This window comes from Clostridium tyrobutyricum DSM 2637 = ATCC 25755 = JCM 11008, from assembly GCF_000359585.1.
GTDB classification, from domain to species: Bacteria; Bacillota; Clostridia; order Clostridiales; family Clostridiaceae; genus Clostridium_B; species Clostridium_B tyrobutyricum.
On sequence record NZ_APMH01000024.1, the window covers coordinates 31,987 to 46,276 of the forward strand.

The 14,290-nt window shown below is 30.0% G+C and carries 12 protein-coding genes and 1 riboswitch; of the genes, 11 read left to right on the forward strand and 1 reads right to left on the reverse strand.

Annotated elements, in window-relative coordinates; all coding sequences use genetic code 11:
• Window positions 1-33 precede the first annotated feature (33 nt).
• Complete coding sequence (locus tag J418_RS0110505) at window positions 34-558, reverse strand: cell wall hydrolase (RefSeq protein WP_017753025.1); 525 nt, start codon at window positions 556-558, stop codon at window positions 34-36.
• Window position 559: 1 nt separating this feature from the next.
• A riboswitch (cyclic di-AMP (ydaO/yuaA leader) is annotated at window positions 560-693 on the reverse strand.
• A 152-nt stretch (window positions 694-845) separates the two neighbouring features.
• Between J418_RS0110505 and cdaA the strand changes: the two genes are divergently transcribed.
• The 11 genes from cdaA (at window position 846) to J418_RS0110560 (ending at window position 14,211) form a co-directional block, all read left to right on the forward strand.
• On the forward strand, window positions 846-1,697 hold the full coding sequence (gene cdaA, locus J418_RS0110510) for a diadenylate cyclase CdaA (RefSeq protein WP_017753026.1): 852 nt from the start codon (window positions 846-848) through the stop codon (window positions 1,695-1,697).
• The gene (locus J418_RS0110515) at window positions 1,664-2,944 is read left to right on the forward strand and encodes a CdaR family protein (RefSeq protein WP_017753027.1); all 1,281 of its coding nucleotides are present in this window, start codon (window positions 1,664-1,666) and stop codon (window positions 2,942-2,944) included. The genes cdaA and J418_RS0110515 overlap by 34 nt, the downstream gene beginning before the upstream one ends.
• A complete protein-coding gene (locus tag J418_RS0110520) occupies window positions 2,925-4,523 on the forward strand; it encodes an NAD(P)/FAD-dependent oxidoreductase (RefSeq protein ID WP_017895542.1) in 1,599 nt (532 codons plus the stop codon). The genes J418_RS0110515 and J418_RS0110520 overlap by 20 nt, the downstream gene beginning before the upstream one ends.
• A 91-nt stretch (window positions 4,524-4,614) precedes the next feature.
• Window positions 4,615-5,979, forward strand: a complete 1,365-nt coding sequence (gene glmM, locus J418_RS0110525) for a phosphoglucosamine mutase (RefSeq protein ID WP_017895543.1) — start codon at window positions 4,615-4,617, stop codon at window positions 5,977-5,979.
• A gap of 161 nt (window positions 5,980-6,140) precedes the next feature.
• Window positions 6,141-6,713 (forward strand): sigma-70 family RNA polymerase sigma factor, encoded by a 573-nt coding sequence (locus tag J418_RS0110530; protein ID WP_017895544.1) that lies wholly within the window; start codon window positions 6,141-6,143, stop codon window positions 6,711-6,713.
• Window positions 6,706-8,079, forward strand: a complete 1,374-nt coding sequence (locus J418_RS0110535) for a DUF4179 domain-containing protein (protein WP_017895545.1) — start codon at window positions 6,706-6,708, stop codon at window positions 8,077-8,079. Before J418_RS0110530 ends, J418_RS0110535 begins: the two co-directional genes overlap by 8 nt.
• Before the next feature lie 115 nt (window positions 8,080-8,194).
• Window positions 8,195-9,850 carry a hydroxylamine reductase gene (gene hcp, locus J418_RS0110540; protein WP_017753032.1) on the forward strand — a complete coding sequence of 552 codons (1,656 nt, stop codon included), beginning with the start codon at window positions 8,195-8,197 and terminating at the stop codon, window positions 9,848-9,850.
• Window positions 9,851-9,949: 99 nt separating this feature from the next.
• On the forward strand, window positions 9,950-10,783 hold the full coding sequence (locus tag J418_RS0110545; RefSeq protein ID WP_017895546.1) for a MerR family transcriptional regulator: 834 nt from the start codon (window positions 9,950-9,952) through the stop codon (window positions 10,781-10,783).
• Window positions 10,784-10,906: 123 nt separating this feature from the next.
• Window positions 10,907-11,758 carry a dimethylarginine dimethylaminohydrolase family protein gene (locus tag J418_RS0110550; protein WP_017895547.1) on the forward strand — a complete coding sequence of 284 codons (852 nt, stop codon included), beginning with the start codon at window positions 10,907-10,909 and terminating at the stop codon, window positions 11,756-11,758.
• A gap of 277 nt (window positions 11,759-12,035) precedes the next feature.
• Window positions 12,036-13,124, forward strand: coding sequence for an ABC transporter ATP-binding protein (locus tag J418_RS0110555; RefSeq protein ID WP_017895548.1), 1,089 nt, complete (start codon window positions 12,036-12,038; stop codon window positions 13,122-13,124).
• Window positions 13,125-13,155: 31 nt separating this feature from the next.
• Entirely contained in the window at window positions 13,156-14,211 is a 1,056-nt protein-coding gene (locus tag J418_RS0110560; RefSeq protein WP_017895549.1) for an ABC transporter substrate-binding protein, read from the forward strand.
• Window positions 14,212-14,290 lie beyond the last annotated feature (79 nt).

The following is a 14,290-nucleotide window of genomic DNA, read 5'->3' on the forward strand; positions in this document are numbered from 1 at the left end:
AATAAATTTTATTTAGTAACAGTTGTTTTTGTTTTAATCTGCTATAAAGAATACGTGATTTCCTATAATTTTTATATTTCGCTTATTTATATCTTTCATCCAAGTTGAAGTAGCAATTCTAGGATTATAGAAGAATACTGCCTTATTTGTTGGATCTTGCCCTTTTAGTGCTTGAGATACTGCCTTGTAATTGCTTTGGCTAGGTACCACATCTATATTTCCGTTTCTAACACATGAAAAGGCGCCGCTTTGTTTAACAACACCTTCTACAGTTTTTGGAAACCTTGGATATGTTAGTCTGTTTAGTATGACGGATGCTACAGCAACTTGCCCTTCAAAAGGTTCACCATTACTTTCTGCATATACTACTTTTGCCATAAGATTTACATCATTTTGTGTTATATATAATCTTTGATTTGAATAGTTAAATACTTGAACTATTTCCTCATTTCCATTAAAAAGATTAGTATCTTTATTACTTATATCTTTGGCGGATACATTTCCTAATGGAATTGAAAGTAGTAATAGTAAACTTACAAAACAAAAAAATTTTCTCAAATTATCCTCTCCTTGTTACCTACGGGGTTAGCTGACGGGTTCGGTAAAGGCATAACCTACGTAAAATAACGATTCACCCCAATAGTCTTTTTTGGGTTCCCCGCGTTTTTTGTTAAACTTAGGCTAATGATATTATGTCCATTTTATAAAAAAAAATACAAATTTTAATATAATTTATTAAAATTTTAGAAATACTTAGCTACCATGATATAAACAATATTAAATAGTGTATAATTATAAACAGGTGAACTTATTTAGAAAATTAATCATAAAAGGGGGTGAAATAAATGGAATTATTGCAAATGGTTGTTAACTCAGTAAGATATATAAATGTGTCCTCTGTAATGGATATACTTGTTGTATCTTATATATTATATAAAGGCTATATGCTTATGAAAGAAACGAGAGCAGAGCAGCTCTTAAAAGGAATAATACTTTTAATATTTTTAATACCTATAAGTAGCTTTTTTAATTTAACTATGCTTAACTGGATACTTACCAAGACTTTAACTATAGGAGTTCTTTCAATTGTTATCATATTTCAGCCAGAAATTAGAAGTGGACTTGAACATTTGGGAAGGACTACATTTATAGATAAGCATATTATGCAAGATGAAAAGGCTATGAAAAAGCTTATATATGAAATTGTAAATGCAGTAGAAAATTTATCTAAAAGCAAGACCGGAGCACTTATAGTAATAGAACAAGTTACAGGACTTGAAGACATAATAAAAACAGGTACAAAATTGGATGCTGTAGTATCTTCTGCACTTTTAGAAAATATATTTGTAGTAAATACACCACTTCATGATGGAGCTACTATAATAAGAAACGACAGGATAGTGTCTGCAGGCTGTTTTCTACCACTTACACATAATAATAGTTTAAATAGAAAACTTGGAACAAGACATAGAGCGGCAATTGGCATGTCAGAGAATTCAGATGCTCTCGTTATAATTGTATCTGAAGAAACTGGAACTATATCACTTGCTGTACATGGAAGAATTACAAGAGAATATACGAAAGAAAGATTGAAAAATCTGTTGATTCGTATAATGAAAAATAGATTGGAAAAGAGAAATGGTTTTAGGGAGAAGGTGAATAAATGGAAACAAAAATTTCAGAAAACCAAATCCTAATAAAAGTATGTTGTGTCATTGCATCATTTGTATTGTGGCTTTACATATTTAACGTAGAAAATCCTGTTAGACAGAGAAAAATTGTAGTACCTGTGAAAATAGTAAACAAAGATGTACTTGCCCAATCAAATTTTGTACAAATAGATGATAAAAATTCTTCGGTAGCTCTGGAAATAAGGGGAAATGCATCAGATGTATTTTCAGTTAAAGCTGATGATTTTAAAATAGAATGTGATTTAAAATCTTATGTAATGAAAAAAGGTGACAATAATATACCTGCAAAAGTAGTAAAAAGTCCAAGTGATGTTAGCATAGCAAATAATCAAAATCTATGGATAAGTATAAAATTAGATAGACTTGTAAAGAGGATGCTTCCTATAAAGCTTTTAATAAATGGTGAGACTAAAAGTGGGTTGTTTGTATCAAATCCTACTGTTCAGATAAAACAGGCACAAGTTTCAGGTGCCTCTAATTATGTATATTATGCAGACAGAATAACAGCAAGATATGATATAAAGAATATTTCTAAAGATACAACTGTAAATGTAGCCTTGCAAGCGGAGGATTCAAATGGTAATGTAATAAAAAATGTTAATATAACTCCTAAAACTGTTAAAGTAAATATCCCGGTAAAAAATACAAAAAATGTGCCTGTAAGTATTAAAACTACTGGAAAGCCATTAGGACAGACTAATATTGAATCCATATTGTCATCTCCTGATAAAGTAGATATATCAGGAGATGCAGGTGTTATATCAGATATAGGTAGTTTGGACACTGAGCCTATTGACTTAAGCAATATTTCAAGTAATACTACTGTAAATGCGAAATTGATTATACCTGATAAAGTTAAATTGGTTAATAGTAATGGATATATAAATGTCAATATTAATATAAATGATTCTAAAAATACTAGTGATGATAAGACGGTTAATCAACAAAATTCTGAGAAAACTTTTAATTCTCAAATAAAAGCGAACAATTTAAATGGGAATTATATAGCAGATATTGAAAATAACAATGCTACGATTGTAGTATATGGTAATAGTGAGATTATAAATAATTTAACTAAGGATGATATAAATTGTTTTGTGAATTTAAAATCTGCAGTTGAAGGTCAAAAAGATGCTGAATTGAATGTAAATCTGCCAAAAGGAGTTACCTTAGTGTCCAAGACTCCACAAACTGTTAAAGTTACTGTTAGAAAAAAAGTATCGGGGGATGAAAATGTCAATCAGAATAAATAATTTAACTTTACATTTAGATGAAGATAAAGATGATTTAAGGAAAAAAGCTGCTAAAAAATTAAGGTTAAAAGAGGATGATCTGAAAAACTTTAAGATTTTAAGAGAATCAATAGATGCACGTAGAAAGAATAAGATAAAATTTAATTACATTGTAGAAATTAATTTAAAAAATGAAGAAAAAATAGTATCTAAAATTAATGATAGAGACGTAATACTAAAAAAAGAAGATATTGTTAAACCCCTTGAATTTGGAACTCAATATATGAGTAATAGACCTGTAATAGTTGGAATGGGACCTGCAGGAATGTTTGCAGGACTTATTTTGGCGAAATATGGATATAAACCTATTATATTGGAAAGGGGAGAAAAAGTAGAGGATAGAACCAAGAATGTAGAAATATTTCATAAAACCGGGAATTTGAATACTGAATCAAATATACAATTTGGGGAAGGTGGAGCAGGTACATTTTCAGATGGAAAGCTTACTACTAGAATAAAGGATAAGAGATGTAATATTGTTCTTGAAACATTTGTAGAATGTGGAGCACCTAAAGAGATATTATATAGTGGAAAACCTCATGTAGGTACTGACATACTAAAGAAGGTAGTAAAAAACATACGAAATAAAATAGAGGAGCAAGGCGGAAAAATATTATTTAATACTAGATTTAAAGATATAAATATAAAAGATAAAAAAATTGAATCTGTTAAAGCAGGAGACGATATAATACCTTGTGATAACTTAGTTTTAGCTATAGGTCATAGTTCGAGGGATACATATGAAATGTTGTTTGAAAATGGTATATTTATGGAACAAAAGCCATTTGCAATTGGGGTGCGTGTAGAACATCTCCAACATATGATAGATATAAATCAATATGGGAAATATGCAGAGCATCCTAAGTTAAAAGCTTCTGATTATAGACTTACAGCAAGAAGTAAAGATGGAAGAGGTGTATATAGTTTCTGTATGTGTCCTGGAGGGAAAGTAGTAGCTGCATCTTCAGAAAATGGTAGATTGGCTGTAAATGGAATGAGTAACTATAAAAGAGATGCCAAAAATGCAAATTCTGCTGTAGTAGTAATGGTAGGAAAAGATGATTTTGGAAGTGATTTACCTTTAAGTGGTATAGAGTTCCAAAGACATTATGAAGAACTTGCCTATAAACTTGGAGGGGGCAATTATATGGCTCCAGTACAGTTGATTAGGGATTTTTTAGATGATAAGGTATCTACCGAACTTGGAGATGTTGAACCTAGTTATAGACCTGGATATGAATTTAGGGATTTAAGAAAATGTCTTCCAAAGGCAGTTTCAGATGCACTGAAAGATGGATTTATAAATTTTGAAAGAAAGATACAAAACTTTTCAAATGGTAATGGAGTTATAACAGGTATAGAAACCAGAACCTCAGCTCCCGTTAGAATATCAAGAAATGAAAATCTGGAAAGTATATCTGCAGAGGGAGTTTATCCATGTGGTGAAGGAGCTGGCTTTGCAGGAGGAATAATATCTGCTGCAGTGGATGGCATAAAGATAGCTGAGAAAATAATTTGTAAATATAGACCATTTAAATAAATAAGATTGTACAAATTTTTCTACTATAATATAATATAACATGTGTATTTTGTTTTAATAATAACATTTTTAATAAGAGAGGTATTATTTTATGCATAGAATGTTTGGAACTGATGGTGTAAGAGGAATAGCAAATAAAGAATTGACTTGTGAATTAGCATATAAACTTGGTAAAGCAGGTGCTTTTGTACTTACGGAAGGTACTAAAAGTCCCAAAATACTCGTAGGAATGGATACAAGAATATCTGGGGATATGCTTGAAAATGCACTTGTTTCAGGTATACTTTCTGTAGGTGCAAAGGCCATATGTGTTGGAGTGATACCAACTCCTGCTATTGCATATCTCACCAGAAAGTACAAAGCAGATGCTGGAGTTGTAATATCAGCGTCGCATAATCCAGTAGAATATAACGGAATTAAGTTTTTCAATAGACAAGGGTATAAACTTCCAGACCAGTTAGAAGATAAGATACAATCAGTTATTGAAAGTGAATTTTCAGGAATAGAAATGCCTATAGGCGGTGAGATAGGAAGAAAGACAATAAAATCTCATAAAGCATTGACTGATTATATAGAATTTGCTAAATCTACTGTAGATATAGATTTAACAGGACTTAAGGTAGCACTCGATTGTGCAAATGGGGCATCATCTGTAACATCAGTCAAAGCCTTTAAAGAATTAGGAGCAGATGTTTATGTTATAAACAATGATCCAGATGGAGTAAATATAAATAAGAATTGTGGATCTACACATTGTGAAGAACTTATGGAGTATGTTGTAAATAAAAAATGTGACATTGGTTTTGCTTTTGATGGAGATGCAGACAGGTGTCTAGCTGTAGATGAAAGAGGCAACCTTATAAGTGGAGATTTTATAATTGCTGTAATTGGAAAGTATTTAAGGGACAAGGGAAAATTGAATAAAGACTCTGTAGTAGTTACAGTTATGAGTAATCTTGGATTGGATATAGCATTAAATAAAGAGGAAATAAAAACTGTAAAGACCAAAGTTGGAGACAGATATGTACTTGAAGAGATGAAAAAGAGCGGTTATGTATTAGGAGGAGAGCAGTCAGGTCATATAATAATGCTTGACTATAATACAACTGGAGATGGATTGATTACAGCTATACAAACTGCAGCCATAGTAAAACAAAGAGGTAAAACTCTGTCTCAACTTGCATCTTTTGTAAAGGAACTTCCTCAAGTACTGGTAAATGCTAAAGTTCCAAATGATAGAAAGAATATATATACTGAAGATGAAGAAATAATGATGGAAATTAAGAAGATGGAGGAAAAATTGGATGGATGCGGAAGAGTCCTTATAAGGCCATCTGGTACAGAACCTCTTGTCAGGGTAATGCTTGAAGGTAAGATTCAATCTGAAATAGATAATATGGCAAATGATCTCGCTATATTAATTGAAGAAAAAGCAAATGAAAAGGCTAATTGCTAATTGTAATATTTTTAAATAATAAGGCATAAATGCTATTTTGGTATTTATGCCTTATTATTTTTTATAAAAATTTATAAAATATTGATAGAAATAGTGTTTAGTTTTTGTATTAATATATGAAGAGCTCTTTAAAATAAAAAACATATGCAAGGAGGAAAAGATTGGGCATAAATGAAAACAACTTTTTAAATAAATTAAAGCATAGAAATCCCAAAGCCCTAGAATATATATTTAATATGTATGCAGATACAGTATATAGAGTGGTATATAGGGTATTTGCATCTTCAGAATATGTTACTTATGTAGATGAATGCATCAATGATAGTTTTATGTGTGTTTGGAATAATATAGATGCTTTTGATATTCAAAAAGGGAATTTTAAGAATTGGCTTATGACTATAGCTAAATATAAAGCTATAAACTATAAGAAAAAGATAATTAAATCAAAAAATATAGATTGTATAGAAGATTATGTATTTTCTTCTAAAGAACAGGTTGAAGATATTTTAGTGTCTAAAGAAAATAAGAATGAAGTTATAAAGGCAATAGGTCAATTAAAAAAACTAGATAGAGAAATATTCATAAGAAGATATTTAATACAGGAAGATATAATTGATATTGCAGAATCAATGGGAGTTAATAGAAATGTAATAGACAATAGACTTACCCGGGGAAGAAAAATATTAAAAGAGAAACTTGCTTTTTTGAAAAAAGGAGGTTGTATAAATGAATAAAGATGATTTTAATGAAAAAGATATACTTAAATTATTGAACTATGTAGAAAGTAATGGTAATTATAAAGATGAAATGGATATAAGACTAGATGATTTTAGAAAGAGACAATTGAGAAAAAAATTAATGAAAAATATAGTTGACAAAAATTCAAAGAAAAAATATAAAATAGCGGCAGTAGCTTGTATAATATTAATTTCTATTTGTTTTACTGTACCTACTTTTGCAAAGAACATTCCAGTAATAAATTCTATTATTCAAAATCTTAAGGACAAAGAAGGAATTGATGGTGACTATAAAAAATATTCTAAACAGCTGGAAAACAGTGCAACTGACAATGGGATAACTTTAAAAGTAAAAGAAATCATATGTGATGATAATACTTTAGAAGTAGCTTATACTTTAACTAGCAAAGATGATATCAGAGATTTGGTAGATATGTCTAGAAGAAAAAAAAATGCAATGCCATTGTTTCTAGGTACTTATTTAAAAATAAATGGTCAATTTAGTCCTGCAAGTGGTTCAGGAGGTACGGGAAAGTATTTAGATAAACATACGTATCTTTCTTATGATGATATAAATATATCTGATAAAAATTTGAGCAATACTTTTAATATAAATCTAGATGTAAAAGAAATATATGGAGTTAAGGGAAGTTGGAAGCTGGATTTTAATGTGTCGCGAGAAGATATATCCAGAAAAACTGCTGTATTTGAACCAAATACTTTTGCAAAACTTCCAGAAGAAGATATAAATATAAGAAAAGTAAGTATAAGTCCCATTGGTACTTATATATTAGGAGATGGAAAGTTTACAAAAAAGGAATCTAACTCCGATTTACCTGTTTATTGGTTTATATTTGATGATAAGGGGAGACAAATAATAGAATATAGTATGATGCAAAAAAGTGATGATGGAAATGTATTTCAGTTTAATAGAAATTTAGCTAGATTAAATTACATTCCCAGGTACTTAACAGTTATACCTTATCAATTAGAAATATCTAAAATTCATGGTGGCAATTTAAAACCTATAGATGGAAAATACCCTATTGAGATTATTCAAAGTAAAGTAGGAAAGCTTGTAATTAAAGAGATTGTAAGTGAGGGTAATAAAACGATTGTAAAATATACTGCCGAAGGTTTAGTACCGTATAGTCAGGCTAGGGAGTTGTATATAAAAGATGATAAAAAAAATGTAATTACCCCTAAAGCAGAGATTAATGAGGTCAAGAGAAGCAACAGTAATTCTGTAGACTATACTCTGGAGTTTCCCATGCTTGATAAAAACAAAATGTATTTTATAGGAAGTACAAGTTTTTTTGATAATATAAATATAAGGAATGATTTGAAATTTAGAATAGATTGAAGAAGTAAATATTAATTGATTTTAAGCTTAACTTGAATAAAATTCATAACATGAAGAATACTACATTGAGATATATGTAGTATTTTTTATTTTACAAATGAAAGGGTGAACCCATATGGAAAATTCTATGTTTTGCTTCCAATGTGAACAGACTATAGGAGGTAAAGGCTGTACTAAAGCAGGAAATTGTGGTAAAAGTTCAGAAGTAGCTGCACTGCAAGATTTACTTATATATGAACTTAAAGGGATAGGATTTTATGGACAGAGATTGATTGAAAAAGGAAAAAAGATAAGCAATGAAATTGACAAATTTATGATTGATGCTGCATTTTCAACTCTTACCAATGTAAACTTTGATCCGGAAAGATTTGTTCAATATTTAAAGAAAGCACAAGATATTAAGGATGACTTAAAAAAACAAGCTGGATGGCTTATTGGAAAAGTACCTGATATAGTAAAATATCAACTTCCTGATACCAAGGAGCAAATGCTTGAGGACTCAAAAATGGCAGGAATAATGTATGATCAAACTGTGGATGCTGATATACGTTCTCTAAGGGAAACACTTGTATATGGTATGAAAGGTATGGGAGCATATGCTCATCATGCATATGTACTTGGATATCAGGATGGTAATGTAAATAAGTTTTTTTATAAAGGATTTTCCTCAGTAATTGACGATAAACTTACAGCAGAAGATTTGTTTAATTTAAATATGGAGTTCGGTCAGGTAAATTTGAAGTGTATTGAACTTTTGGATAAAGCCAATACAGAATCTTTTGGAAATCCAGTACCTACAGAGGTGTCTATAACAAAGAAAAAAGGACCCTTTATAATTGTCTCCGGTCATGATTTGAAAGATTTAAAGGATTTACTTGAACAGACCAAGGATAAAGGAATAAATATATATACACATGGAGAAATGCTTCCAGCACATGGTTATCCTGAATTAAAGAAATATCCTAATCTTGTGGGAAATTTTGGTGGAGCATGGCAGGATCAGCAAAAGGAGTTTGATGGAGTTCCAGGATGTATACTTATGACTACGAATTGTCTCCAAAAACCTAGAGATTCATACAAGGATAGAATTTTTACTACAAGTGTTGTAGGCTGGCCTGATATTTCTCATATAAAAGAAGTAAATGGGAAAAAAGATTTCAGCTTAATAATAAGTAAGTCCCTTGAACTTGGAGGGTTTACAGAAGATGAACCTGAAAAGAAAATAACGGTAGGTTTTGGTCATAATGCAGTTTTAAGTAATGCCGATAAAATTGTAGAAGCTGTGAAAGGCGGATCTATAAAGCATTTCTTTCTAATTGGTGGATGTGATGGTGCTAGACCTGGCAGAAATTATTTTAGTGAAATAGCACAAAAGACACCAAATGATACAATAATATTAACTCTTGCTTGTGGCAAATATAGATTTAATAAATTGGATTTAGGTAAGATTGGAGATTTTCCAAGGGTTTTAGATGTGGGTCAATGTAATGATACATACGGAGCCATAAAAATTGCATTAGCTCTTGCAGATGCATTTAATTGTGGAGTAAATGATTTACCTTTATCTATAATTTTATCATGGTATGAGCAAAAAGCAGTAAGTGTACTACTCACGCTTTTATCTCTTGGCATAAAGGATATTAGACTTGGACCAACACTTCCAGCTTTTATAACACCGGATATTCTACAAATATTAATAGATAAATTTAAAATCAAGCCAGTATCAACTCCTGATGAAGATTTACAAGTTATATTAGGATTAAAATGCTAGTTTAGAAGTATAGCATTAATATAGGTGGTTAAATACTATATTAATGCTTTCTTTTTTGATAAAATAGTAATATATTTAAATGTATAAAGGAATGATCTAATGAAAGATAGAATATCTATAACAGATTTGGCCAGGCTTAGAAATGTAACTACAGAGACTTTAAGATATTATGATAGAATAGGACTGTTCAAGCCAATATATGTTGATCCCAATACAAAATATAGATACTATTCTATATTGCAATATGAAAAATTAGGAACAATTAAGGAATTACGTCAGCTTGGAATGAAATTAAAGGAAATAAAAGAGTATTTTGACAATAGAAGCTCAAAAAAATCTTTATCAATGTTGGTAAATAAACATAGTGAGTTAAAAGATAAAATAACTAAATTGCAATTATTAGAAATAAGCATATCTCAAAAGATTAATTTTTTAAAATCAGCTATAGACGAATCTAATACTAATAATGTTGTTTTAAAGAAATTTTATGATAGAAAGATATTTACCTTTGGCAAACTAATGAAAAATCAAATTGACTTGAGTTATGGTTTTCTTGAACTCGAAAATAGTTTTGAAGAAATAGCACCAATTTTGGCGAGCAATAGGCTGGGCTTTATAATACCTAAGGAAAATATTGAATCATTAAAAAATACAAGAGAAAATAAAATTTTTGGATTTTATAATGGAAAGACTAAAGTTGACAGAAAATATATTAGAAATATTAAAGGTGGAGTTTATGCTTGTATATATAATAGTGGAAAACCATGGTATAGAGAAGAAAGCGTGAAAAAAATCATTAAATATATTAAGGATAATAATCTTGTAGTAATAGGTGATGCACTTCAGGTTGCCAAAATAGATATAACAGTTACAGATATTTTAGAGGAAGAATGTTTTGAAATTCAAATTCCAGTTAAGATAAATGACAAATAGCTTGTTGATAATCTTGTTAATCAATAAGCTGTTTTTTATTTGCTAAAATATACTATTGACCTTTGTGTAACACAAGCATTTATACTTGATAATAAATTAGAGCAAATCAGAGGGGGAAATTATATGAAAAAAACTTATGTTAAAAACTCAACAGGTGTTCTAAAAAAGGTATTATTATGTTCACCTAAATATTTCGAATTTGAGCCAATTAATGTGATAACTGAAGATTGGCTTGATAAGGGAGAAAAATCCAATAAAGAAGCTTGTTTGAGAGAACATAGTGAGTTAGTTCAAGCATATAAAGAAAATGGTGTAGAAGTAGAGATAATGGACCCTGATATAAATTTACCTTATGAAGTATTTGCAAGAGATTTTGGTGGATGTATATCTGAAGGATTTATTATGGGTAAATTTAGAGAACCAGTACGTCAAGGTGAAACCGCTAAATATGAAAATAAGATGAGGGAGCTTGGAATACCATGCGTTGCAAGATGTACATCAGGTGCTTATGAAGGAGGAGATTTTTGGTTTCTTGATGAGTACACATTAGCTCAAGGAGTAATAGCCAGAACTGACTTTGATGGAGCTGAAAATATTAAAAGACAGGTAAGTGAACTTGGATATAATATGATTATGGTCCCTGCATTAAGGCAAAATCTCCATTTAGATATGTGTTTTAATATAGTAGCTGAAAAAGTGGCAGTGGTATGTAAGGAAGCTTTACCATATAATTTTTTGAAAATGCTTGAAAAAAGAAAATTTACATTAATAGATGTACCTCAGGAAGGTGTGTTCAGGCACTATTGTAATCTTCAATCACTTGGAAATGATAGAGTTATAACATTTAATGATAATAAAAATGTAAATGAGAAACTTGAGGCACTTGGAATTAAAACAATAAAATTGGATTTAGTAGAGATACTTAAAGGTGGAGGAGGTCCCCATTGTATGACTTTTCCACTAGAAAGAGTATAGAATTAAAATAAAAAAGCATCCTTATTTTCAATTTAAAAGTAAGGATGCTTTTTTATTTTAATTTATAAATGTTCTATATGTACTTAAAGAACAAATGAATATGTGTATAATTGTTTATTTTGGATATATTAATATTATTAATAATATGATAAATTATATATAACATATTTATTAAATTAATAAATTAAATCAATTATATATATAAATATTCTAATATTAATTAAAGTATCTTAATAAACATGCATTAATTGATTTTATATATAGGGAGGGAATAAAAATGACTGTAGTTGGTGCAAACTTGCTGATGAATAATGTGGAAAAATACTATAAAAGTTTTAAGGCTGTTGACAAAGTAAGTCTAAGTGTCAATAAGGGAGAATTTTTAACTATATTAGGTCCAAGTGGTTCAGGAAAAACATCATTATTAAAATTAATTGCCGGATTTGAAAAAATAAATTCAGGAGAAATTCTTTTAAACAAGGAGAATATTGAAACAAAAAAACCATACGAAAGAAATATTGGAATGCTATTTCAGAACTATGCTTTGTTTCCTCATATGACTATATTTGATAATATAGCTTATCCTCTCAAGATTAGAAAGCTTTCTAAAGATCAAATTAGACAAAAAGTTATGGCGATGTTAGAAATGGTAGATTTAGAGGGGGTAGAAAATAGGTATCCTAAACAATTAAGTGGTGGACAGCAACAAAGAGTTGCTCTAGCAAGGGCCATAGTATTTAATCCTCCATTACTATTACTAGATGAGCCTTTGGGAGCTCTAGACAAGAATCTTAGACAGAAGATGCAGCTTGAAATTAAGCATATACAGCAGAAAGTAGGAATTACTACTATAAGTGTTACACATGATCAAGAAGAAGCACTTACTATGTCTGATAAAGTCTGTATAATGAACAAGGGAAAATTGGAACAAATAGATACTCCTGAAAATATATATCAAAAGCCTAAAAGTAGGTTTGTAGCAGAGTTTATTGGTGAAATAAATCTCATTAGAGGGAAAATACTTGAAACGGAGGGTAAAGTTGCAATTATAGAAATATTCAATAAACAGATTGTAAAAGCAGAAATGGATGAACCGGATCAATTTGTTCAAGGTAAGGCTGTTTCTATAGCATTAAGACCTGAGAACATTTACGTTACTAAGGACAAGCCTAAATATGATAATAATATTAGTGCAATAATTAAAGAAGTTATTTTTGTAGGAGATGCCTTAAAAGTAAAAGTAATTAATAAAAAACAAGAAGAAATGATGATAAAAGTTAAACCATCTTATAAGGAATTATTGACTATAGGAAAAGAAATTATATTGAATTGGGATATAGGTAAGTGCTCTTTAATAGGTAATTAGTTATAAAAAATTTGATAAAGGAGAAAAGCTTATGAAAAAGAAGATTTTATGTTTAATCGGTATTATGTTAGTGCTTTTAAATTTTTCAGGATGTGGAAGTTCTTCAAAAAATCAGGCAGATGGTGATAAAAGTTTAGTTGTTGTTGATTGGGGTGGAGCTTATTCAGATGCAAGGAATAAAGCAAATTATCAATCATTTGAGAAAAAATATGGAGTTAAAATAACTGTTGTAAATCCAACTGACTATGGCAAATTAAAGGCTATGGTACAATCGGGAAATGTAGAATGGGATGTAGTGAATGTGGATTCTGATTTTTCTGTAAGAGGTGGAAAACAGGGATTACTTGAAAAGTTGGACTATAATGTAATTAAAAAGGATGATATTGATAAGAGTTTTGTAAATGATTATGGTATAGGATCAGATACTTTTAATGTAGCTTTAGCGTATAATACTAATAGTTTTTCCAAGGCTAATCATCCACAAACTTGGGCTGAATTTTGGGATACAAAGAAATTCCCGGGTGATCGTTCAATGTGGAAATATCCTTTGGCAACTTTAGAAAGTGCACTTTTGGCAGATGGTGTTAAACCTGAGAATTTGTATCCACTTGATGTAGATAGAGCTTTTAAAAGTCTTGATAAAATAAAGAGCAATGTTAAAATTTGGTGGGCTACAGGAGCTCAGCCTCCACAAGCTCTTGCTAGTGGAGATGTTACTGCAGCAGCAGCTTGGAATGGACGTATTACTACAGCTAAGAGTCAAGGATCACCAGAGGATGTAGAATATAATGAATCCTTAGTATGTGGAGATTCATGGGTGGTGCCAAAAGGAGCAAAACATAAAGATTTAGCTATGAAATTTATTGCTTATATGAGTACTCCAGAGCAGCAGGCAGAATTTTCAAAATTAATTGATTATGCACCTACTAATTCTAAAGCATTAAGCTTGTTGTCAGAAGATAGAAAAAAGAGTATTGGAAAGTCTGATTCAGATAAATCCAAAAAACAAATTGTTGTAGATATTAATTGGTGGGCTGACAACTATAATTCTGTAGACGAGCGTTTTCAAAAATGGTTAATTAATTAAACAAAATTATATTGGTACTCTGAGGTTTTATTTAGTAAGTATAATCTCAGAGTATTAATAAATATAAGGAGTTAACCTA